The 22,216-nt window shown below is 66.5% G+C and carries 23 protein-coding genes and 1 tRNA gene; 13 read left to right on the top strand and 11 right to left on the bottom strand.

Features of this window, described 5'->3' with window-relative positions:
- Positions 1-49: 49 nt before the first annotated feature.
- Both AC30CM_RS14030 and AC30CM_RS14025 read left to right on the top strand, forming a co-directional pair.
- Positions 50-122, top strand: a tRNA-Ala gene (locus AC30CM_RS14030).
- Between the two features lie 50 nt (positions 123-172).
- Positions 173-502: a hypothetical protein gene (locus tag AC30CM_RS14025; protein ID WP_490117495.1), complete on the top strand. Its 330-nt coding sequence runs from the start codon at positions 173-175 to the stop codon at positions 500-502.
- Position 503: 1 nt separating this feature from the next.
- Here AC30CM_RS14025 and AC30CM_RS14020 read toward each other — a convergent pair whose 3' ends face one another.
- Complete coding sequence (locus tag AC30CM_RS14020; protein ID WP_490117530.1) at positions 504-1,490, bottom strand: IS481 family transposase; 987 nt, start codon at positions 1,488-1,490, stop codon at positions 504-506.
- Between the two features lie 837 nt (positions 1,491-2,327).
- Here AC30CM_RS14020 and pcaD point away from each other — a divergent pair.
- From pcaD to AC30CM_RS14005, 3 genes are all read left to right on the top strand, one after another.
- Positions 2,328-3,098 (top strand): 3-oxoadipate enol-lactonase, encoded by a 771-nt coding sequence (gene pcaD / locus AC30CM_RS14015; RefSeq protein WP_490117529.1) that lies wholly within the window; start codon positions 2,328-2,330, stop codon positions 3,096-3,098.
- A 91-nt stretch (positions 3,099-3,189) separates the two neighbouring features.
- Positions 3,190-3,822 carry a TetR/AcrR family transcriptional regulator gene (locus tag AC30CM_RS14010; protein ID WP_490117494.1) on the top strand — a complete coding sequence of 211 codons (633 nt, stop codon included), beginning with the start codon at positions 3,190-3,192 and terminating at the stop codon, positions 3,820-3,822.
- A 59-nt stretch (positions 3,823-3,881) separates the two neighbouring features.
- Complete coding sequence (locus tag AC30CM_RS14005) at positions 3,882-5,360, top strand: sensor histidine kinase (RefSeq protein ID WP_490117493.1); 1,479 nt, start codon at positions 3,882-3,884, stop codon at positions 5,358-5,360.
- Positions 5,361-5,362: 2 nt separating this feature from the next.
- On the opposite strand, the gene AC30CM_RS14000 is transcribed toward AC30CM_RS14005, so the two are convergent.
- The 3 genes from AC30CM_RS14000 to AC30CM_RS13990 form a co-directional block, all read right to left on the bottom strand.
- Positions 5,363-6,718 carry a flavin monoamine oxidase family protein gene (locus tag AC30CM_RS14000; protein WP_490117492.1) on the bottom strand — a complete coding sequence of 452 codons (1,356 nt, stop codon included), beginning with the start codon at positions 6,716-6,718 and terminating at the stop codon, positions 5,363-5,365.
- Positions 6,719-6,850: 132 nt separating this feature from the next.
- On the bottom strand, positions 6,851-8,305 hold the full coding sequence (locus AC30CM_RS13995; protein WP_490117491.1) for an aldehyde dehydrogenase family protein: 1,455 nt from the start codon (positions 8,303-8,305) through the stop codon (positions 6,851-6,853).
- 244 nt (positions 8,306-8,549) lie between these two features.
- Positions 8,550-8,798, bottom strand: coding sequence for a PAS domain-containing protein (locus AC30CM_RS13990; RefSeq protein ID WP_490117490.1), 249 nt, complete (start codon positions 8,796-8,798; stop codon positions 8,550-8,552).
- Between the two features lie 158 nt (positions 8,799-8,956).
- On the opposite strand from AC30CM_RS13990, the gene AC30CM_RS13985 reads away from it, so the two are divergent.
- The 6 genes from AC30CM_RS13985 to AC30CM_RS13960 are packed head-to-tail and all read left to right on the top strand — an operon-like array spanning position 8,957 to position 14,060.
- A complete protein-coding gene (locus tag AC30CM_RS13985; RefSeq protein WP_490117489.1) occupies positions 8,957-10,129 on the top strand; it encodes an acyl-CoA dehydrogenase family protein in 1,173 nt (390 codons plus the stop codon).
- Between the two features lie 46 nt (positions 10,130-10,175).
- Positions 10,176-10,547, top strand: coding sequence for a hypothetical protein (locus tag AC30CM_RS13980; protein ID WP_490117488.1), 372 nt, complete (start codon positions 10,176-10,178; stop codon positions 10,545-10,547).
- A gap of 3 nt (positions 10,548-10,550) precedes the next feature.
- Entirely contained in the window at positions 10,551-11,831 is a 1,281-nt protein-coding gene (locus AC30CM_RS13975; RefSeq protein WP_490117487.1) for an aromatic ring-hydroxylating oxygenase subunit alpha, read from the top strand.
- Positions 11,824-12,321, top strand: coding sequence for an aromatic-ring-hydroxylating dioxygenase subunit beta (locus tag AC30CM_RS13970; RefSeq protein ID WP_490117486.1), 498 nt, complete (start codon positions 11,824-11,826; stop codon positions 12,319-12,321). The genes AC30CM_RS13975 and AC30CM_RS13970 overlap by 8 nt, the downstream gene beginning before the upstream one ends.
- Complete coding sequence (locus tag AC30CM_RS13965; protein WP_490117485.1) at positions 12,318-13,061, top strand: SDR family NAD(P)-dependent oxidoreductase; 744 nt, start codon at positions 12,318-12,320, stop codon at positions 13,059-13,061. Before AC30CM_RS13970 ends, AC30CM_RS13965 begins: the two co-directional genes overlap by 4 nt.
- A gap of 48 nt (positions 13,062-13,109) precedes the next feature.
- Complete coding sequence (locus AC30CM_RS13960; RefSeq protein WP_490117484.1) at positions 13,110-14,060, top strand: PDR/VanB family oxidoreductase; 951 nt, start codon at positions 13,110-13,112, stop codon at positions 14,058-14,060.
- 4 nt (positions 14,061-14,064) lie between these two features.
- Here the strand turns inward: AC30CM_RS13960 and AC30CM_RS13955 are convergent, their stop codons facing one another.
- Genes AC30CM_RS13955 through AC30CM_RS13945 form a run of 3 tightly spaced genes read right to left on the bottom strand, consistent with a single transcriptional unit; the run spans position 14,065 to position 16,374 of the window.
- Entirely contained in the window at positions 14,065-14,700 is a 636-nt protein-coding gene (locus AC30CM_RS13955; protein ID WP_490117483.1) for a response regulator transcription factor, read from the bottom strand.
- 55 nt (positions 14,701-14,755) lie between these two features.
- Positions 14,756-15,061 carry a hypothetical protein gene (locus tag AC30CM_RS13950; protein ID WP_490117482.1) on the bottom strand — a complete coding sequence of 102 codons (306 nt, stop codon included), beginning with the start codon at positions 15,059-15,061 and terminating at the stop codon, positions 14,756-14,758.
- Positions 15,058-16,374 carry an amidase gene (locus AC30CM_RS13945; protein WP_490117481.1) on the bottom strand — a complete coding sequence of 439 codons (1,317 nt, stop codon included), beginning with the start codon at positions 16,372-16,374 and terminating at the stop codon, positions 15,058-15,060. Before AC30CM_RS13945 ends, AC30CM_RS13950 begins: the two co-directional genes overlap by 4 nt.
- Before the next feature lie 148 nt (positions 16,375-16,522).
- On the opposite strand from AC30CM_RS13945, the gene AC30CM_RS13940 reads away from it, so the two are divergent.
- Together AC30CM_RS13940 and AC30CM_RS13935 are read left to right on the top strand one after the other, a co-directional pair.
- Positions 16,523-17,710, top strand: coding sequence for a flavin reductase family protein (locus tag AC30CM_RS13940; protein WP_490117480.1), 1,188 nt, complete (start codon positions 16,523-16,525; stop codon positions 17,708-17,710).
- The gene (locus AC30CM_RS13935) at positions 17,707-18,273 is read left to right on the top strand and encodes a nuclear transport factor 2 family protein (protein WP_490117479.1); all 567 of its coding nucleotides are present in this window, start codon (positions 17,707-17,709) and stop codon (positions 18,271-18,273) included. The genes AC30CM_RS13940 and AC30CM_RS13935 overlap by 4 nt, the downstream gene beginning before the upstream one ends.
- Before the next feature lie 6 nt (positions 18,274-18,279).
- Here the strand turns inward: AC30CM_RS13935 and AC30CM_RS13930 are convergent, their stop codons facing one another.
- The 4 genes from AC30CM_RS13930 to AC30CM_RS13915 are packed head-to-tail and all read right to left on the bottom strand — an operon-like array spanning position 18,280 to position 22,091.
- Complete coding sequence (locus AC30CM_RS13930; RefSeq protein ID WP_490117478.1) at positions 18,280-19,266, bottom strand: LLM class flavin-dependent oxidoreductase; 987 nt, start codon at positions 19,264-19,266, stop codon at positions 18,280-18,282.
- The gene (locus tag AC30CM_RS13925) at positions 19,259-20,296 is read right to left on the bottom strand and encodes an LLM class flavin-dependent oxidoreductase (protein ID WP_490117477.1); all 1,038 of its coding nucleotides are present in this window, start codon (positions 20,294-20,296) and stop codon (positions 19,259-19,261) included. The genes AC30CM_RS13930 and AC30CM_RS13925 overlap by 8 nt, the downstream gene beginning before the upstream one ends.
- Complete coding sequence (locus AC30CM_RS13920; RefSeq protein ID WP_490117476.1) at positions 20,293-20,634, bottom strand: TIGR04076 family protein; 342 nt, start codon at positions 20,632-20,634, stop codon at positions 20,293-20,295. The genes AC30CM_RS13925 and AC30CM_RS13920 overlap by 4 nt, the downstream gene beginning before the upstream one ends.
- Positions 20,631-22,091: an APC family permease gene (locus tag AC30CM_RS13915; RefSeq protein ID WP_490117475.1), complete on the bottom strand. Its 1,461-nt coding sequence runs from the start codon at positions 22,089-22,091 to the stop codon at positions 20,631-20,633. The genes AC30CM_RS13920 and AC30CM_RS13915 overlap by 4 nt, the downstream gene beginning before the upstream one ends.
- Positions 22,092-22,216 lie beyond the last annotated feature (125 nt).

Here is a 22,216-nt window from a genome sequence, read left to right as displayed (position 1 = left end):
CAGCGATTTTGAACCACGGGTGTACGTGGTGTAACTTCGTGGAGCACGCGGGGCTATGGCGCAGTTGGTAGCGCACCACACTGGCAGTGTGGGGGTCAGGGGTTCGAATCCCCTTAGCTCCACTTGGAAACCGCATGTCAAGGGCGGTTGCGAAAATTACGCAGGATTCGACGTGGCATTGATGGCCGTGGCCAGCATCCACGCCCATTGGACGACCCGGGGAAACACCCACCGCGTGCTGTGGCGCGCCGACGGCCGCCAGCGCTCGCTGATCTTCGAAAATTTGCCCTCGGCGGAGCGGTTCAAGACGCTGCTGGAGGACCATGGTCCTGATGAGGCGCTCCGGGTCATCGACGCCGTCCCGAACAAACGTGCGGCTCGTTTCAGGATCTCATTGGCGCGCTTGAGTTCTCGGTTCTCCTGCTCAACCTTCCGGATCCGCTGGGGCGTCGGCAGTCGACACCCCGGGGAGGTCGTTCGGAGATTCTTCGTCTCGGTGTGAGCTAGTTGTACTGACCACGGAGGTTGGGTACGCGGCTGGCTGGTGGTTGGCCGCCGAGTGCGGTGTGGCCGCGGTGGTGATTGTAGGTGTGTAGCCAGCGCGGGAATTCTTCGCAGCGTTCGGCGTAGCTGCGGTACAGGCGGACGTAAGCCCATTCCTCGGCCAGGGTGCGGTGGAATCTTTCGACTTTGCCATTGGTCTGTGGTCGATACGGCCGGGTCCGGCGGTGCTCGACATCGCCGAGGGCATCGCGGAATGCGCGCGAACGGTAACAGGATCCGTTGTCGGTCAGCACTTTCCGTACCTCGAAGCCGCAGTCCCGAAACCAGGCGCGGGCGCGAAGCCAGAACGCCGCGGCGGTCTCCTTGCGCTCATCGGCGAGCAGCTCGCTATAGGCAAGTCGCGAATGCGCGTCGATGGCGGTGTGCAAGAAGTGATAGCCCCGCAACGGCTGGCAGTACTTGTTGGTCACGCCGGTCTTGTCGGCTTGAGAATTGCGGGTGCCCACCGCACGCCCCAGCATCCGCCACCCGCCGCCGGCGGGAATCTTGCCCAGCTTCTTCACATCGACGTGCACCAGGTCGCCGGGTCGCTCGGAGGTCATTCGTCGGATCACCCGCCCCGTGGGCCGATCGAGCCACCGCAGCCTGGCCAGCCCGTAGCGGGCCAGCACTCGGTGCACCGTCGAGGGGTGAATCCCAAGCAGGAACCCGATCCGCGCGGGTCCCCACCGACGCAGTACCCGCACCTTGATGATGCGCCGCTCAGTACGCGTCGGCGTGCGGTTGGGGCTGTGATGTGGTCGTGAGCTGCGATCGACCATCCCGGCGGGCCCCTGCTCGCGATACCGCAGCACCCAGCGCCGCACCGTGGTCACCGCAACCTGGAACCGTTCGGCGGCGCGCCGATACGACCAACCCTCCTCGACGACACAACGCGCCAGCCGCAACCGACCAGTCTCCGATAGCGGGGCATTACGGTGGGACATGAAGACCTCCGAGGTTGAAGAGCGTTCCTTAGACAGCTCGCACTTCACTCGGAGGTCTTCGTCATGTCACCACGCCACGCCGTACCTAACGTCCGTGGTCAGTACAGCTAGTCCGGCACGGGGGTCACGACGGTTCTGGCGATAGTCGTCACCAAAACACCTTCAACGACATTCGAACACCGAGTGGACGTCGCTGTTTCACTGGGCAAGGGCCGCCGGGTGACCCATCAATACACCCTGCGGGCGGGAGCTGCACCGGTCGTTGGGATTCGAGTGGGAGCCGGTGGACCGGCGCACCGGGATGGCTGAACTCGTCGGGTGGACCGCACGTTGATCACCGCGTGGCCGCCGCGCTCGTCTCGATCACCGGGACTGGGCGGGCACGCCACCTCCCCGCGGCCGTCGGCCCGCCGGCAGCGCTGCTCGCTGCCACGCAGAAGGCCACCCGACCCGCCAAACCCGAAGAACTCCGTGGCGAGCACCGTTGAGGAAGTGGCGGGCCGATGCGCGGGGGATGCGCCTAGATGTCGTGACCCGGCCGCATTCCAGCGGCCGCGCGCACCCGTTCGACCGAGCGGGCTGCCCGATGCCGCTGAGCGGATCGACTGCACTGACCGGCGTCCGGCTCAGTCGGCGGACTGCCGTGTCGCATCTCGAGAGCCGCAACGCAGAGCTGCATCGCGGTCTTGAACTGAAGTCCGCACCGTCATAGTGGGTCGCGGGGATCTTGCGACTGAGCGATTTGGCCAAGTTGGGGTAAGGGAAATGCGTATGCCGTCAGTGAGCGGCGTGCTCCTATCTTTGTTGCCATGGTCGACGAAACTGCGAGACGGTGTGATGGTGGCTGTAGAAGTCCGCGCTGAAGTGAGCGGACGTCCGGATGCGCCTGCCGTGGTGCTGTCCAATTCGCTTGGTTCGTCACTGGCAATGTGGGACCCGCAGATCGTGGAATTGGAGCGGCACTTCCGCGTGATCAGGTATGACATCCGAGGTCACGGTGCCTCGCCCGTGGTTGACGGTCCCTACTCGGTCGACGACCTCGTCGACGACCTCTTCGCGCTGCTGGATCGCCTGCAGGTCGGGCGCGTGCACCTGGTCGGACTGTCGCTGGGCGGAATGACGGCCATGAGGGCCGCTGTGCGCAATCCCGACCGCGTAGACCGCATGGTGTTGCTTTGCACCGCTGCGCATCTGGGCCCTGCCGACGGCTGGATCAGCCGTGCCGCCACTGTGCGGGCCGAGGGGGCCGCTGTGGTCGCGGGCGCGGCCGTAAGACGGTGGTTCACCCCGGGTTACTTGCTCGCAGACACGCGCCGCCGTGAGGCCTGGGAACGCATGGTGGCAGAGACGACGGCGGAGGGCTACGCCGCGTGCTGCGAGGCAATCGCGGCCATGGACCTGCGCGACGAGATATCTGCCATCACCGCACCTACTTTGGTGATCGGCGGCGCGAACGACCCGGCGACTCCTCCTCCAAGACAACAGGAGATCGCGGACGCGATCCAGCACTCGAGGCTGCTCGTCGTCGATGACGCAGCCCACCTGGCCAGCGCCGAGCAGCACGCCGCCGTCACTCCGGCCATCGTGCAGCACCTGCTCGCCGGTTGATCTGTTCCGGCGCCGCCGGGCACCCCTATATGTCTACCGCTGTCGAGCCAAGTACTGTTGCTGCGACCGGACGAGAGGCGGGTGGCCCGCGATGCCAAAGTTGGTCGATCACACCGAGCGCCGACGTGCGATCGTCAGCGCGGCGAGTAGGTTGATCGGCGCCCGTGGCATCGATTCGACCAACATGCGCGACTTGGCTCGTGAAGCCGGCTACACCAACGGTGCGCTCAGCCACTATTTCACCGGCAAGGACGAGATCCTTCGCGCGGCGTTCGAGTACGTCTTCGAGGCCACCAACCAGCGGATTGCCCGATCGATCGGCAGACGCAAGGGGTTGAGCGCGGTCCGCCGCCTCGCACGCGAGATCATGCCGGAGACCGAGCAGACCCGGTTGGAGGCGAGGGTGGCGGTCTCGCTCTGGCAGCGGGCGCTCAACGATCCCTACCTCGCCGCGGCGAACAACGCGCAGCTGGTGGCCTGGCGGGCGGAGATCACCAAGTATTTGACGCAGGCGCGCGACCTCGGCGAGATCGCCGACGTGGACCTCGACGTGCTGGCCAACCTCCTCATGACGACGATGGTCGGGATGCAGGTCACCGGGGTACTGGATCCGGATTCGGCGACGGCCGCGCAGCAGGAGGCGATGATCGAGCAGATCCTCACCGGAGTTCGCGTGCCGGCACCGAACGGAGCCGCGCGAAGTAGGCGGCGCTCCGGAGACTGAGCCAACCCGCTGCCCGAGCCGGTCAACGGTCAGTACCGTCGAGGAGAAAGGAGGCGGACGTGTCCGAACTCGTGCACGATGACTACGAACGGCTCGTCCAAGGCCTCAGGTACTGCGTGCTGGTTCACGACGCCGCGACCAAGGACATCCTCTGGGCCAACAACGCGGCGTCGGAGCTCCTCGAGTTCACCGTCGACGAACTCAAGCCGCTCAAAGCGCCCGATATGAGTGCACAGGAGCAGCGGTATCGGCGGTCCATCGGTCGTGCGTGGCTCCAGGACGCCGCGACCAACGGAATCGCGATCACCGAGTGGGCGTACCGCGCCAAGAGCGGGCGCGTAGTCCTCACCGAGGCCATCGCCGTGCGCGTCGAACTGACTGAGCGCACCGTCGTGATGGTGCAGTTTCGCGATATCGAGCGAGAAACCCACCTGCGCGGCGATTTACAACGAACCGAGGCCCGTCTCGCCGCATTCCTGCGCAACATGGCGGAGGGCATCTTGGTGCTCGACGACACCCATACGATCACCTACGCCAGCGAGGCCGCCGCCACCCATCTGACCTCCACGGTCGACGACCTCCTCGGCGCCCGGTTCACCGATTTCTGCCTGCCCGGTGTCTCACGCCGAGGCGTCGAGTCGGCGCTCGAGAGGACCGGCATCGATGGCGAAGCCGAGAGCCTACGCTACGAGGTCGAGCTGGCAGGCGGCGAACACCGTTGGCACGCGGGCAGTGTCCAGCACATCGAGATCGAGGATGACCTCGAGGGGTCGTTGCTGCTGTTCCATGACGTCACGGCGCACGTTCACACCGAGCAGGAGCATCTGCGCGACGCGGAGTATCTCAATTACCTCGCGCGGTTCAACGCGATGGGTGACATGGCAATGGCGATCGCACACGAACTGGGGCAGCCACTGGCGGCCGCGACCAACTTCATCGCCGCGACACAGCATCGCCTCAGCCAGCCGAACACCGACCGTGACGATCTGTCGTTGGGATTGGTGAACGCACGCAAGCAACTCGACAGAGCCAACCAGATCGTGCGAGCGCTGCGCGACTACGTCACCCAGCTCGAGCATCCGGAGCAACGCGTCGACCTCAACGAGATCGTCGCCGACTGTGCGTATTTCATCGATCTTCGCGCGAAGGAGTCGGGTGTGTCGGTGGTCTACGACTATGCGGAGAACCCGGTCGTCATCGTCTGTGAAAAGGTGCTGACCGGTCAGGTGGTGCTCAATCTGTGTTTCAACGCGATCGACGAGATGGCGAACTGGCCCGACAGCGAACACCCCGTGTGGATCAGTACGCGCCTTGCCGACGGTGCGGGCGCCTTCCGGGTGGCCGATACCGGGAAGGGATTGGCGCACATGCCCGACGCGCGGGTCTTCGACGGGGCGTTCACCGACAAGGCCACCGGGCACGGAATCGGCCTGGCCCTGAGCCACCGGATCATCACGAGGCAGGGCGGCACGATCACCGCCAGCGAGAATTCACCGCGCGGAGCGGTGTTCGAGTTCGCCCTGCCGTTGGTGAAGTAGCCTCAACCCGCCCGGAAGTCGTTGATCAACCCGCGGGCCGCCTTGATGCCCATCTCGATGGCACCGTCGACGACCACGCCGTTCCACCCGCTCGCGTAATCCGCACCCGCGAACCGCAGACGGGTATCGGACTCCTGGAACAGGCTCCAACCGTGGAAGAACTGGCCGGACTTCAACGTAGCCCAGGTCTGCCCCGACCACTTGTCCGCGACCCAGTCGTGTCCGCCGCAGTCGATGACCTTGAGGTCCGGACGCCACACGTCGATCGCCCGTTGCGCTGACTCGACGTCCTCGAGGTCGATGGCCTCGTGATTCGATCCGAAGCCGACGAGGATGGTGGCGTCTTCGTCGTCAAGGAACTTCTCGCTGCGCATCAGCGAGATGGGGTGCCTCCCCGGTGCTCCGGCGATGACCGAGTGATGGCCCTCGACCTTGATCCAAATCTTGAATCCGACCGAGTTGGAACCTTCACGGATGACGTCCTGCTGGCTCTCGGGCAAGGCGGGGGAGAATTCGACGTGGCGCAGGGCGCCGATCGGCACGGTCACGATGACGGCGTCGGCCGCGTCCTCGGTGCCGTCCTCCAGCGTGATCCGGGCACCGTCGGCGTCGTAGGAGACGTGCTTGACCGGCGAGTCGAGCTGCACCGGATTGCGGAGGTCCTCGGACATGGCGGTGTAGAGCCCGCGCATCCCCTTGACGAGCTTGAAGCGCAGCGTCTGCTCGTCCATGAGCGAACTGCGGTGGTCGCTCAGCGACGCCCAGTGCTTCGCCATCAGCGGTGAGGCGCTCGCGGTGGGTCCTTGGTACGCCGCCGACCAGTAGCTGTCGGCGAGATCGATCTGCTCCTGACTGAACTCGCCGTTGCGCAGGCAGTCGAGCACGCTACCGGTGTCCGCCTTGAGGAAGTTCTCCTTCACCTCGGTCGACGTCGCCTCGTCGCGCAGGATCCACATCGGGTCGTGCGGATAGGGGAAGAAGTCTCGCGAGCCCTCGAAGATCCTGTCCTGCAGCGGCGTCAGCGCCACGTCCAGGTCGTGTTCGGTGCCCTCGACGACCGTGTCGCCGCTCACCCAGTACGCCTTCTCGATGTCCGGGCTGGGATAGATCTCCTGGCCGTAACGTGTGATCTCCGTCCACACGAACGGCTGCATCCAGTGCACCCAGGTCGCGCCCATCTCCAGGGCGTGTCCGCCGAGTCGCTCGTGCGTCCAGGCGCGGCCGCCGATGCGGTCACGGGCTTCGTAGACGGTGACGTCGACGCCGGCGGATTCGAGTTCGCGGGCTGCGGTCAAGCCGGCGAAACCGCCGCCGATGACGATCACCTTGCGACGTGGGGAGGCGGGGGAGGCGGTCATGTCGTTCACCTGACGGTCGTGAGTGGGTTGACTTTTGTATCTACGTTCGTAGAACAACCTGTGATGCACACTACAACGCCGATCGCATGTGGGCTAGGTGGGAAACCTTTAGCTGGTTCGGTGTGGAGGCGGCTACAGAACGATGGTGACGGTCTTGGTCTCGGTGAACGCGTGGATGCCCTCGGAGCCCAGTTCTCGGCCGATCCCGCTGGACTTGACTCCGCCCCAGGGCAGCTGCGGCGCCAACGGCGACCAGCCGTTCACGCCGATGGCTCCGGCCTCGATGCGTCCCGCGATCGAGTGCGCACGCCCGACGTCGCGGGTCCAGACCGTGGCCGACAGGCCGTAGGCGTTGTCGTTGGCCAATGCCAGTGCCTCGTCATCGGTGTCGAAGGGGATCACGATGCCGACCGGACCGAAGATCTCTTCGCGGGCCACGCGCATGTCGTTGGTGCCGGCGAACACGGTGGGCTCCACGAAGTACCCGGGGCGATCCGGGGCGAAACCGCCGGTCACCACGGTCGCGCCCTCGTCGGCGCCCACGCCCAGGTACTGCACGACCCGGTCGCGCTGCTTGGCGTTCACCAGCGGTCCCATCGTGGTGTCGGCGTCGAACGGATCTCCGATCACCTGCGCCTCGGCTGCGGCCTTGAGGCCCTCGAGGACGGTGTCGTAGACCTTGCGATGCGCGAGCACGCGGGTTCCCGCGGCACACACCTCACCCTGGTTGAAGAACATTCCCATCGCGCAACCCTGCAGCGCGGCATCGAGATCGGCGTCGTGGAAGACGATCTGGGGCGCCTTCCCGCCCAGTTCGAGGGCGGTCCGCTTGAAGGTCGCAGCCGAGCTGCGCAGGATCGAGCGACCCACTTCGGTGGACCCGGTGAACGAGATCTTCTTCACGCCGGGGTGCGCGACGAGGGCTTCACCCGTGACGGTGCCGAGGCCGGTCACCACATTGACGGTGCCCGCCGGGAAGCCGGCCTCCTCGACGAGTGCGGCCAGGTGCAGGATCGAAAGGGCCGCGTCCTCGGCCGGTTTGATCACCACGGTGTTGCCGCAGGCCAGCGCCGGTGCGAGCTTCCAACCCAGGATCATCAGGGGTGCGTTCCAGGGGACGATGGCACCGACGACGCCGAGGGGCGCGCGCACCGTGTAGGCGTGCGTCGGGATGGGCGCGCCCATGTAGCCGTCATTGGCGATCTGCTCGCCGTTGATCTTGTCGGCCCACCCCGCGTAGTAACGCAGCGTCGCAACGAGGTTGGGGATCATCAACTGGACGCTCATGCCGTAGGGACGGCCCATGTCGAGGGACTCGAGACGACCGAGGATCTCGGCGTCCCGTTCGACGAGGCCTGCGAGCGCGTGTAGCAGCAGGCCCTTGCGGGACGGGGCAAGTGCACCCCATTCTCCGCGGAAGGCCGCGTCGGCAGCCGACACGGCCGCGTCGACGTCGGCGGCGGACGCCGCTGCGAGGTCCGGAAGCGGCTCACCCGTGGCGGGGTTATGGGTCGTGTATCTTTCGGCGGCGGGCGTCCACGCACCTCCGATGTACAACTCGGTGTTGATCTGCGACAGATCGGTCATGGAAACGCTCCCTCGAATGATCCCCGTGGCACCGCCAACGCGAGTGAGGCGGTGTAGCCAACCTATCCACGGGCTCGTCGCGTCTCCACTGGATCTTGCCAACCGTCCCGTACAGATTCCCTTACTCGGAAGCGGGCAACGGCAGCAGGATTCGCACCTAGGTACCCTGTGGCGAGTTCGGTGCGTGGACGAGTGTCGCGCACTCATCGGTGAGGAAATCGCGACCGTTCCTCGACCGGTACTTTCACTGCCGCCGGCTCTGTCCCGTCACGACCGCAGACTGCAACCGGGAATTGCCCAACTCACGGCGGTACCGACATTCCTGTGAGCTCGTGTGACGAGCCGTGACCGGGCGCAGTTCGGCTACCGAGCCGAACATGCGGCACACCGCCGGATTGGCCCACAGCACGTTCTTACTGGCCGCGTCGTGGACGAGGATGCCCGTCGCCGCCTGCTCCACGATGTCCGCGAGATCGCTGCTGGCAGGGAACATGGTCACCACCTCCGACTCGACACGGACACCGTCGACGCCCGGATGACACTTCGGCTATAGGTGAATGCCTTACCCCGCGGGAGGGAACTCCGCATACCCCCGGCGCGTCGCCGCCCATAGTGTCGTTTCCGTCAGTCCAATGATGAACGGAGACAGCCATGCTGATCGAGAGCACAGTCCGCAGGGTGGCGGCGGAACCAGCTGGCCCTGATCGAGTGCGCGCTTTCGACGAGGCGCTGGCGGTCCTGCGCGATCGGCGTGACGAGTTCAACGAACAGCGTTTCGTTCCCGCGGACTTCATCGATCTGCTGAAGAAAGCAGGCATGTACCGGGCCTCCACCCCGGCGGCCTTCGGAGGCGAGCCGCTGCCGCCGTCGACGTTCATGAAGATGGTCGAGCGCATCTCGGCGGTCGATCCGGCTACGGGTTGGGTGGCCAGCTTCGGATCCTCGCTGGTGTACCTTGCCGCGCTACCCGTCGAGTCGCAGCGCGAGATCTTCGCCGCGGGACCTGATGTCGCCTATGCAGGCGGGCTCTTCCCGATGCAGGAGGCGGAGAAGGTCGACGGCGGCTATCGGTGCACCGGCACGTGGCAGTTCGCGAGCGGCTGCCGCGGTGCCGATGTCCTCGGAATCGGCCTGGTCGGCGGCCCGGAGACCAACGGGCGGCCGTTGACTGCCATCGTGTCGCCCGCCGACGTCGAGATCGTCGAGAACTGGAACGTGGCCGGAATGAAGGCGACCGGCTCGCACGCCATCCGGGCCGACGGGCTGTTCGTGCCCGAGGAGATGACCTTCATCCGCGGCGGTGAGCCGCGCGTCGACGAGCCGTTGACCCGCTACCCCTCTCTGCCTTACGCCGCGCAGGTCCTCGCGGTCGTCGCGCTGGGGGCCGCTCGGGGAGCGCTGGACTTCTCCGTCGACGTCGGCTCGGCCAACGCCTCGATCACCGGCGGTGCCGCGAAGGGCAATCGGCCGGCGTACAAGACGACACTCGCCCAAGCCGAGGCCGAGTTGCGTTCCGCGCGTGCCTTCTTCTACGAAGTCACCGACGAGGTGTGGGACAAGGCCGTGCGGGGTGACCGGATCGGCGACCTGGACAAGGCCGCGCTGCGACTGGGCGCGACCCACGCCGCCCACGTCGGGCGCGCCGTCGTCTTGAAGGCCTTCGATCTCGCCGGCACGGGTGCCATTTACGCGACCCACCCGCTGCAGCGCTACCTGCGCGACGCGCTCGTGCCCGCTCAGCACGCAATGCTGCAGACCAACACCTACGAGGCCGCGGGTGCGGTGATGCTCGGCCTCGACGCCGGCATCCCGAGCTTTCCGTGACCTACCGCATCTCAGCCCGGATCACATCACGTGAAGGAGACCGCAAGTGAGCACTGAATCGCTTCGCACGCTGTTCTGTATCGGCAACAACCAAAATTTCTTCGACCTTCCCAAAGCGGACATCGGGCCCGTCTGGGAGGCCATCTCGTCGATGCTGGCGACGCTGAAGAACACGGACGGCGTCGACGTCATCGGCACCTTCGACGACGACTCGCACATGGTGGGGCCGTCCGACAGCTGGCCGTGGACGTGCTACGTGTTGGCCGACGTGCGCGACCAGCCCACCGTCAAGGCGGTCTGCAATCTGTTGCGCACCATCATGATCGGCGAATACGCACTGTGGAAGTACTTCAAGATCGAAGCGCGGATGGGCCGGGAACTCGTTATCCGCGACGACGTCCAGATCCAGGGGAGCTGACACATGACCACCGTAGAGCGCCGAACCGCACCGCGATTCTCGGAGCTGGCGAGCACCGACCGCGTTGCCGGCCAGCTGTACACCGACCCCGCCATCTTCGACGAAGAGATGAAGAAGATCTTCTACCGCACGTGGGTCTGGGTGGCCCACGAGAGCGAGATTCCGGAGTCGGGCTCGTTCAAGACGACCCAGGTCGGTGACCAGGCGGTGATCGTCACGCGCGATCGCAAGGGCAACTTCAACACCCTTCTCAACCGCTGCCGGCACCGCGGCGCGACGGTGTGCGATCAGCGCAAGGGCAAGGCCAACGGCTTCACCTGCCCGTACCACAACTGGTCGTACGCCCTCGACGGACGCTTGCGCGGCATCCCATACCCCGACGGCTACGAAGGCGTGATCGACAAGGCGGACTACCCTCTGCAGACGCTGCGCACGGAGCACTACCTGGGCATGATCTTCGCGACGTTCAACGCCGACGCCGAACCGCTCGAGGACTTCCTCGGCGACGCCAAGGTGTGGATGGAGCGCTTCTTCAAGCAGAGCAACGGTTTTCCGACCAAGGTGCTCGGAGCGCACAAATTCCGGTTCCGGGGCAACTGGAAGATCCAGCTGGAGAACACCACCGACGGTTACCACTTCCCGATGGTGCACAAGTCGTGGATGGCCTCGGTGGACGCCGAAACCGCCAACATGATGTCGTTCATGGACGACCCGGAGGCTGTCACGCACGCACTCGGCAACGGGCACAGCGTCGCGATCATGGCGGCCGCCCACGCCGACCTCGACGTCGACCACGGTGACGAAGAGATCCAGCCGCGGTTCCAGCACCTCGTCGACGAACTCCGCGAAGCGGGGGAGAGCCCGGAGCGGATCCGCCGTTACATGCGATCGATGCACGGGTGCGGCTTCAACCTCAACATGTTCCCCAATGTCGCCATGTCGTCGTCGTTCTTCCGCGTGCTGGTTCCGATCAGCGTCGACGAGACCGAGGTGTGGCACATGGCCCTGGGCATGGAGGGCGGGCCGGAGAACGTCAACCGCGAGCGGTTGCGCATCCACGAGCACTTCCAAGGCCCGTTCGGCTTCGGTAGCCCCGACGACGCCGAGGGCTGGGATCGCGTCCAGATCGGCGCGGGCGGGGATCCGACCATGCCGATCCTGGTCAACCGCGGCGAGAACCGTGAGCGCCTCACCGAAGAGGGCTGGCCCACCTCGCACGTCACCGACGAAACCGGTATGCGCGAGTCCTACGCGATGTGGAAGAAGATGATGACCGATGACTGAGCTGCTGACATTCGCCGATCCGACGGTGCTGCGCGCCATCCAGCTGATCTGGACGGAAGCCACGCTGCTGGACGCGAAGGACTACAAGGCGTGGGAGTCGATGTACACCGACGACGCCCACTACGTCATCCCCATCGACCCGGACACCGAGGACTTCGAGGCGTCGCTCAACATGGTCTACGACGACCGCCGGATGCGCCGCCTGCGGGTAGAACGGCTGCTGCAGGGCTACTCGCCCTCGGCCGTGGCCGCCGCGCGCACGGTGCGCATCGTCTCACGTTTCACCGTCGATCACGTCGGCGACGAAACGGTGACCGTGCGCTCCGCGCAGATCCTCAACGCGTTCAAGCGGGACAGGTTCTCGACGATTGGCGCCGAGTTGACCCACCAGATCGTCCTGGGCTCCGACGGCGACGACAAGATCGCGCTCAAGGTGGTCCGTCTGATCGACAGCGAGGACGCCGTCAGCGCCTCGGGCTTCCTCCTGTGACCGGCGGCGTCGCCGTCGTCACGGGGGCCGCCGGCGGCATGGGGGCCCACATCGCACGACGTCTTCACGGCGACGGGCACCGAGTCCTGGTCACCGACGTCGACGTCGACGCGGCGGGTTCCCTCGCCGGTGAACTCAGCGCGGACGGTTCGACCGCGAAGGCGGTGCGGCTAGACGTGTCCGATCGCGCCGACTTCGAGGCGAGTGTGGCCGAGTGCCAACGGCATTGGGGAACCCCCACCATCCTGGTGAACAACGCGGCCGTCACGAAGGCCGCCGACCTGATGACCCTGCCCGCCGACGAGTTCAACCGGGTGCTCACGACCAACGTCGACAGCGCCTTCTTCGGCTGCCAGGTGATCGGCGCGGCGATGGCGCAGGCGGGCTTCGGCAGGATCGTCAACATGGCGTCCCTGGCGGGACAGAACGGCGGCACCGCCACCGGCGGTCACTATGCGGCCTCCAAGGGCGCGATCCTGACGGTCACCAAGATCTTCGCCCGTGAGTTGGCAGCCAAGGGCGTCACCGTGAACGCCATCGCGCCCGGACCGCACGATCTTCCCGTCGTCCGAGCCACGGTGCCGCCCGCCAAACTGGACGCCGTGATAGCGGGCATTCCCGTGGGCCGCATGGGCAGCGCCTCGTTCGTCGCCGACATGGTCGCGCTGCTCGCGGCCGACGACGCCTATTTCGTCACCGGCGCATGCTGGGACGTCAACGGCGGGCTGTACGTCCGCTGACTGCTCGGACCGACTATCCAGCACCATGATCCGGAAGGGAGTGAGACCGTGGCACTGATCGACGTCATCGTCACCGACATCGTGCAGGAAACGCCGACCGTCAAGTCCTTCGTGCTGTCGCGTGCCGACGGCACCCCGCTGGGCAGCTATCTCCCCGGCGCGCACATCGACGTCGTCGGGCCCACCTCGGTCACCCGGCAGTACTCGCTGTGCAGCCGACCGGACGCCGAGGACTCCTACGTCGTCGCCGTGAAGCGTGAGGAGAATTCCCGCGGCGGGTCCACGGCGCTGCACGAGCTCGCCGTCGGTGACACCCTCAAGATCAGCGAGCCGCGCAACCTGCTCATGATCGCCGACGACGCGGCGCACCACGTCCTGGTGGCCGCGGGCATCGGTATCACCCCGATGCTCAGCATGGGCCGGTACATGGACGTGCACGGGATCAGCTTCGAACTGCACTACTTCGCACGCACCGAGGAGGACGCGGCGTTCCTGCCGCTGCTGCGGGAGCGGTGCCCGGACAAGCTGCACGCCCATGTCGGCCTCGGCCGCGACAGCCAAGAGCAGGTGCTGGGTGCCGCACTCGGCAAGGCCACGGCGGGTACGCACGTCTACGTCTGTGGGCCAGAGGGTTTCATGAGCAAGGTCGTCGATCTCGCGGGTCGCCACGTGTCCGCCGACCACGTGCACTACGAGCACTTTCACGCCACCGAGCAGCCGGGTGCCGACGGAAACGCCGCGTTCGACGTCGAACTGGAGGGCCAGACCTATCACGTACCCGCCGACCGCAGCATCGTCGAGGTGCTCGAGGAGAACGGGTGCGACGTCGACACGTCGTGCCAAGAGGGGATCTGCGGGACGTGCATCATGCAGGTGCTGTCCGGTGAACCCGAGCACCGCGACAACGTGCTGACCGCGGCCGAACGCGCCGGGGGCGAGGTGATGGCGGTGTGCGTCTCGCGCACCCGCGGAGACCGTCTCGTCCTGGACTACTACTGACGCGTCACTGTTCGAGCGGAACCTCGACGCCATAGCGGAGGATGTCGCGGACGAGCGTGCTGATGCTGTCGGCGTCGGTCTTGCTCTTGATGCGAGTCCGATGCACGTCGACGGTCTTGACGCTCATCCCGAGCCGACGGGCGATGTTCTGACTGGGAAGCCCTTCGACGACGAGAGCGAGGATCTCCCGCTCGCGAGGGGTGAGCGAGTCGACCTTGCCCTGCACCGCCCCACGGGCGTCGGACTGGTGGAAGCGCGTTCTCGCCTCCTGCACTCCGGCCTGCACCGCGTCCAGCAGACGCTGCGGCTCGTAGGGTTTCTCGAGGAAGTCCAGTGCACCGGCCTGAAGGGTCGACACCGACATCCGGATGTCGCCGTGCGCGGAGACGAAGATGATCGCGACGTGCGAGGCGAATTCGTTGAGCTTCTCCTGCAGTCGCGTTCCGCTCATGTGCGGCATGCGCACGTCGAGCACGATGCACGCGGGGTGCTTGCCGTCGTACACGGCCAGGAACTCATCGGCGCTGTGACAGATCACCGGTTTGATGCCGATACTCTCCAGCAACCAGTCCACCGATTCGCACAACTCGGGATCGTCGTCCACGACGTACACGACGGTGACGGACTTCGGCTCGTTCATGATTGCACGATTATGACTCGCATCCCAAGGGCCTACCTGCGCCGACCCAGCCGAATCATTCCTCGACGGTGTCGTCCCACGCCGCGTCCGCGGTCCAGTAGTTCGCGCCGACGGCGCTGACGTGGTGTTGCCACGGCGTGGTGCGCAGCAGCCAGGGTTCCTCCCGGCGGATCGACGCGTCGGCGGCCTCGGGCCCGTCGGCTTCTACGGCCCAGTGCACCCAGTTCACCTCGCGTCCCAGCTCGTCGTGAACGAACAGGTCGACGTGGTGCCAGCCGTAGTTGAATGTGTCCTCGTAGCAGGTGAGGAACAGCCGGTGGTGGTTGACCGGGCGCGGCGGGGTCGGGTGCGGTGTGGTCACGAGATCAACTCCCCAGAGGAGAGGCCGAGCGACTGGTCTGATCGCAGTGCGCCTTCCAGGCGTTCACCCAGGTCGAGCATGTCGTACTCGCGGCCGGGCAACCCCACGATCTGCAGGCCGAGGGGGAGACCCGACTCGGTGACCGCTCCTGGGACCACGACGACCGGTAGGCCGAGCAGCTGCCAGGGACGGCTGAGGATCGGCGAACCGGTCGCGGTCAGGCCGGCCGGTGCCGGGCCGAGAGCGGCGGGGCCGATGATGAGGCCGCCGTCGCCCAGTGCGGCGTTGAGTAGGTCGCGCGAACGGTCGCGGCGCGCGAGTGCGGCGTGGACGTCGGCAGAGGAGACCTGGGCACCGCTTTCGAGCAACTGCCGCAACGGGGTGCTGAGCTGATCTGCTGATCGGCGCAGTTCGTCGGCCCGCGTGGCGGCGGCCTCGTAGCCCATCACGGTGGCGTGGTCGATTGCCAGGGTGCGCACGTGATCGTCCCACTGCAGGGGTCGGCTCTCGACGTCGAGGGCGGCGGCGAGTTCGGGGAGCCTGCTCAGCAGGTGATTCATCGACGCTGCCGTGTCATCGAGTGCGCTGCCGTGCCAGACGTGCACGGTCGGTCGTGCGGTTCCCCTTGCGACGGTGTCGGTGGTGCCGGTGAACGCGGAGTAGACGGTGCGCATGTCGGCGACCGAACGTGTGAGCAGGCCGAGGGTGTCCAAGGAGTGGCTGAGGCCCACGATGCCCGCCATGCCGGTGGTGCCGTGCGCGAGGACCATCCCCGCGGCACCGCAGAAGGACGCCGGTCGGGTGAGTGACCCCGCGGTCTGGGTGCCGAGCGCCAACGGTAGGACTCCGGCGCCGACGGCGGCGGCTGATCCGCTCGACGAACCTCCGGGGGTGTGTTGGCCGCCGTGTGGATTGCGGGTCGGGCCCGGAGCGAAGTAACCGAATTCGGTGGTGACGGTCTTGCCCTGGATGACGGCGCCCAGGGACCGGAGCCGCCGTACACATTCGGCGTCGTCGTCGACGGGACCTGCGGGAGTCACCGAAGAGCCGGCCCGCGTGGGCAGTCCCGCGACGTCGATCAGATCCTTGACGCCCACCGAGAGGCCGCGCAGGGGCAGTGCTGCGGCGTTGCCGTCCACTGCGGCCGCCTGCTCGTCGAGGTCCATACTGAACGTCACCCAGGCTCTCAGTTCATCCTCGCGTGCCTCGATCCGACGGCGCGTGCCATGGGCCAGTTCGGTCGCCGACACCCGGCGGGACGACGCATCGGCGAGCTGATCTGCGATGGACTGGTTCCACCGGTGAGTGTGCACCCGTTGACTCCTTCGACTTCGACTCGTCCAGTGTGGCGGTCACGGTCGGGTGAGAACAGTAAAGATTTCCCTGCTACCGGCGTAGGCATCGGCGAAATAGCTTGGCGGAGGCCCAACAACTCCCCATCTATGGAGCAGGAGTCCGCGAATGTCCGAAGCCGCGACGACGAATGTCGATCAGAAGCTCTTCCGCGAGGTGACCGGTCACTATCCGACCGGTGTCGCGGTGGTGACGGGACGCGCCGCCGACGGTGAGCTGCTCGCCCTGGTGGTCGGCACCTTCAGCTCGGTGTCGCTGGACCCGCCCCTGGTCTCGTTCATGCCGATGAAGACATCGAGGACGTTCGACCGCTTACGCGAATGTGAGACGTTGTGCATCAACATCGTTGGCGGTGAGCAGGAGAACGCGGTGATGATCATCGCGCAGCGGTGGGAGAACAAGTTCGACGGCATCGACTGGTTTCCTTCGCCGTCGGGCGACCCAGTGCTCGCCGACTCGGTCGCCTGGATCGACACCCGGCCCTACCGCACCGTGGAGGCCGGTGATCACTGGATCGCACTGTGCGAGGTGACCGACCTGGCCGTGACCAATCCGGTCTCGCCGCTGATCTTCTTCCAGGGCGGCTATGGAAGCTTCGTCTGCACCTCACTGCTGGCGCGGATGGATCACGAAATCCTGCCCGCGATCCACACGGCGCATGCGGCGCGTGCCGACGTCGAGCGTCTGGCGACCGGAATTGGTTGCGAAGCGTCGGTTCTCACGGCCATCAGTCCCGACGAGATGGCCGTGGTCCTGTCGGCAACCGCGCCCGGCCTGAACCGGGAGAACAGCCTGGCGCAGCGGGTTCCGATCGTGCCGCCGATCGGTGACACCTACGTCTTCGATCAGTCCCCCGACGAGCAGGACCGCTGGCTCGCGAAATTGCACGACTGCAGTGAGGAGCAGCGCCTCGTCTTCCTGGATCGGCTGAAGTTCGTGCGAGAGCACGGGTACCTGGCCGCCTTCCTGCCGTCCGACGGTCAGGCGGCGTACGAGGACATGCGGCAGGCCTCACGAACGTTCGAGTCCGGTCGCATGACCCCGGCGCAGGAGCGTCAGCTGCGCGAGTCCATCCGGCAGAGCCGCATCGACTACCGCACGTGTGTGATCGGCGACGAGCAGGTCTACGACGTCGGATCACTCGTGCTGCCCGCGCGGGACCGCAGCGGGAACTACACGCTCACCGTGCGACTGGCCCACCTTCCGCAACGGGCGACGGGCGCCACGATCAAACAGTGGTTGAGAGACGCGCGCGACGTCGTTGCCGCCCTCGAACGAGAGGTGGTGGCGGGGTGACCGACGTCGAGTCCGCGGTGGCGGAACTGACCGCCAGGGTGCGTGTGCTGGAGGCCGAGTCGGCCGTCCGCCGACTCCTGGGCCGGTACATGTTCCTTTGCGATGCACCACTTCCCGCGCCGGGCATGTCAGAGGGGGAGCGCGCCATGGCGATCGGCGCTCTGTTCACCGACGACGGGGTGTGGGAGGGCGTCGGCGGCGCACACGGTGCCCAATTTGGCCGCAAGGTCGGACCGCGGGCCATTGGCGACCACATGGCGACGTTCTTCTCCGAGACGCCGAAGCCGACCTTCAACACGCACTACCTGTGCACGGAGAGCTTGGTTGCCGAGGCGGACGGCGCCGAGGGCACCTGGGTCCAGTTTCAACCGTGGGTCCACGACGACGGTCGCTCGGTGCTGCGTTCCAGCCGGCTGCATGTCACGTTCGCCGCGACCGCCGACGGCTGGCGCATTGCACGGTATCGCACCGAGAACCTCTTCGTCGCCGACCTTCCCGCGAACTGGTGGACCTCGCTCATCGAGGATTCCGCCCTGCTGGACGGCCCGCCACCCGCGGTGTAGCGCCGGTCAGAACTGGGCGCGCACCCGGCCGATGACCTCGTCGCAGAGCAGCGCGATGCCGCGGTCCGGGGTCAGGCCAAACGGGGTGTCGAATTCGACTCTGCGCGCTCCCGCGTCCAGGATCGACGCGGCGTGGCGGGCGACGTCCTCGGGGGTCCCGGCGAAGGCGAACAGACCCAGCAGGTCGTCGGGAATGAGACGCCCCGCCTGCTCGAAATCACCTGCGCTGCAGAGTGTCGCGACGCGGTCCAGGACCTCGGGGTCCACCGAGATCGTGCGGTCGAAACGAGCGATCACGTCGAAGTAGGGTGCCACCGCGGTGCGTGCCGCCGCACGGGCTGCTGTGCGGTCCTCGTCGACCACGGCCACCGCGTTGAGACACACCCCCGGCCGGCCGCCGTCGACCCCGGCCATCTCGGCCAGCACGCGGACCATCGCCGGATTCGCACAGCCGCCGGCCTGGAACTCGTCGGCCAGACGACCGGCGATGCGCGCCAGTCGAGGACTCCACGAGCCGATGAGCAGCGGCACGCGGGATCGATACGGCGCAAAGTGCAGACGCGTATTCGGTTGCATCCGGTAGACCTTGCCGTCGTGCCCACTGAGATCGCCTGCCATCAAGGCGGTGACGATGGCCACTGTGTCCTCGACTGCGGCCAACGCGTTCGACTGATCGAACGAGAGCTGATCCATCCACGCGCCGCGAACCACGCCGTAGAACGCGCGGCCCTGCGACAGGAGATCCAGGTAGGCGATCTGACCGGCGATCTCCACGGGGTGCTGCGTCCACGGCGTGTACGCGGCGACACCGAGGCGCACCGAATGCGTTACGGCCGCCATGGTGTGCAGCACGAGTGCGGGCGGACTGAACATCAGGTCACCGAAGACCGTGATGGCGTCGAATCCGGCGGCTTCGGCGCGCTGGGCGATCGTCCGATAGTCCTGCGGCAGCAGTGATCCGGCGAGCCCGATGCCGATTTCGTGGTCAGGCACCGACGAGCGCCTCGGAGCGATAGCCGGCGCTGCGCAGGATGGGCAGTACCCGCTTGCCGAGTATTTCGACGCCCCCGGCGGCGGTGAGGCCGAAGGGGGAGTCGAACTCGATGCGCGAGGCCCCGGCGTCGTACACCGCCGCGGCGTGTTCGGCGACCTCCTCCGGCGTGCCGGTGAAGGTGAACTTGTCGAGCAGGTCGTCGGGTATCAACCGGCCGGCCTCTTCGTAGCGGTGCGAGCGCAGGAGGACGTCCATGCGGCTGAGCAATTCCGGGTCGACGTCGAGCGTCCGATCGAGGCCGGCGATCACCTGGAAGGGCAATGCGACCTCAGTGCGGGCGCGGGCGCGTGCGGCGTCGCCGTCCTCGTCGACCACGGTGACCGCGGTGAGGACGACGTCGACGGTGCCGCGGGTGCGGCCCGCCGCCTGCTCGCCGGCCGCTACGAATTCCTGCACCAACGGCACCATGGCGGCGTTCGCGCAGCCCCCGACCTGCACCTGATCGGCATGCTGTCCGGCGTATTCGGCGAGTCGCGGGCTCCACGTGCCGACCATCAGCGGGATGGCATGCCGAAGCACGGGATAGAACGGCTTGGTACCTGGGGCAACGCTGTACACCCGGCCTTGGTGGCCCGCCTCGGACCCGGACAGCAATTGGCGGACGATCGTGACCGTGTCGGTCACCGCCGACAGGGATCGACCGGTGTTCAGCTTGAGCTGGTCCAGCCAGGCTCCGCGGACGATGCCCATGAACGCGCGTCCGTGCGAAAGGTGGTCGAGATAAGCCAACTGGCCGGCGATTTCGACGGGGTGCAGCGTCCAGGGGGTGTAGCAGCCCACACCCAGTTGAATCCGATTGGTCGCCTCCGCCATGGACGCGAGCACCATTGCGGGCGGTTGCATCATGAGGTCGCCGAAGACCGTCGCGACGTCGAAGCCAAGGTCCTCCAGGCGGGCGGCCAGCGTCGGATACTCGGCGGGTGACAGGGTCCCGCCGAACCCGACGCCGAACTGGACGGCGCGTCTCACGTGAGGTCCGAGGTCTTCAAGGTGACCGTGCCGGTCCGGGTGATCTTCATCGACAGGCCTTCCTCGGGGTCCGGGCAGCACGCGATCGAGTCCTGTTCGAGCCAGTCGCCGGCGGGCAGTTGGCGCATCTTGGCGGGTAGCAGGGGCAGGACCGACTGAATGGCCCAGTAGCAGAACGGTTGTCCATCGGGCAGGGTGAGCTGGTCGCTGTTGCGCACCTCGAAGAAGTCGCCGACCTTCATCCCGCAGACCGATCGGCCCTTGATCTCGCAGACTTCGACCCGCAGGTTGAACAGTGTCATCTCGTCGTTCACGGTGGGGTTGCCTTTCGTGGTCACAACAGGTGGCTGGACAGGGACGGCTCGCCTTCCAGAGTTGCCGTGTGGGCGTGCAGTTCCGGCAGGCGGTGCTTGCGCACCAGGCCGTGGTAGCACCCCCAGGCGAGGCCCACTGCCAAGAGTGCCAGGGCGGCGAAGATGCCGTAGCGGGACTGATCTTCGGGCAGCGGGTAGAGCGAGCCGATGATGCCGGCGCCGACGGTGACGAGGGCGAGGACGACGGCGATCCAGCCCGCCGGGCCCCACTTGCCGGCGACCAGGAGCTTGCCCGCGGCCAGGATCAGGACCAGGTAGGCGACCATCACGAGCAGGCCACCGAACGTCGCGCCGATCGCGAACCCGACGTAGGGGTCCATTCCCGTCGTGGCAGTGAGGATCACGATGGGGAGGATCAGTAGGACGGTGAGCGCGGAGAAGACGGCGATGCCGACGTGCGGTGTCTTCCACTTGCTGGTGGCGCCGAGGGGCTTGGGCAGCAGGCCGCCGCGTGAGAGGGCGAACATTCCGCGGGTGGACGCCGCCATGAAGCCGATCGCCACGGCGACCATGTCGAGTACCAGGCCCAGCTGAAGCAGCGGCGAGATCCACGATCCGACGTAGAGGCTGCCCAGCGTCGACAGTCCCAGCGGATCGGAGGCCCAGGTGTCGGCCACGTGGTCGAGTCCGAAGCCGATGGTGCCGGCGTACTGGGTCAGGAAGCAGAACCCGGCGACGATGAGAATGGTCAGGATGATGGCGCGCGGCACCGATTTGGAGGGTTCGCGCGCTTCCTCGCCGAGAGAGGCCGACGACTCGACGCCGACGAACAGCAGGGCGCAGAACATGAACGTCGGCAGGAATGCGCCGGCGGTGGGAGCCGACGGATCGAACACCTGGGTGGTGTTGCCCGCAACGCCGCCCTTGGCAATGACGACGATCGCCGTCGCGAGATAGGGCACCACCGACAGGACGAAGATGATCAGCTGCGCACGGACCGACAGCTGCACACCGCGCAGGTTGATCGCCGCGACGACGATCAGGATGCCGAGCGCGATCAGCCAGAACGGCACGTTCACATGGAGATAGGAGCTGCACAGGTCCGAGCCGAGGACACCGGCACCGATCAGCATCGTCGGTCCGCCGAGAATGATGTACGCGAGGTAGTAGAACCCCGCGGTCGAGATGCCGGCGGTGGGTCCGAGTGTCCTGCCGACGTATTCGTACATCACGCCGGCGTGGGTGTAGCGGCGCGCGAACATCACCAGGATCGCGCCGAGCCCGAGAATGCCGACCACCACGATCAGGAGGTACAGCGGTCCGGCGCTGCCGCCCTTGACGGCGACGACGCCGCCCAGGAGCGCCGCCGACGTGATCGGTCCGACTGCCAGCGATTGCGCCAACAGGTCGGTGGTGCCGAGTTCGCCCTGGGTTAGCTCGCCGCGCCGCGGCGAAGTAACGGCGGGAATGGTCTCGCTCATGAGTGTTCCTTCAGGGCTGGCTTGTCTCTACATGTGTGGGCTGAAACGCGGAGCCGTGCGGTGAGTGTGGGCTCTGTCACCCTCGTGGTTCAAGGTGTCAGGTGCTAAAGGTTCCCGTACCGGCG

The organism is Mycobacterium sp. DHQP2018-32-09 (genome assembly GCF_058148405.1).
Note: the sequence above shows the minus strand (reverse complement) of the source record. Positions and strands in the feature narration are given on the sequence as shown.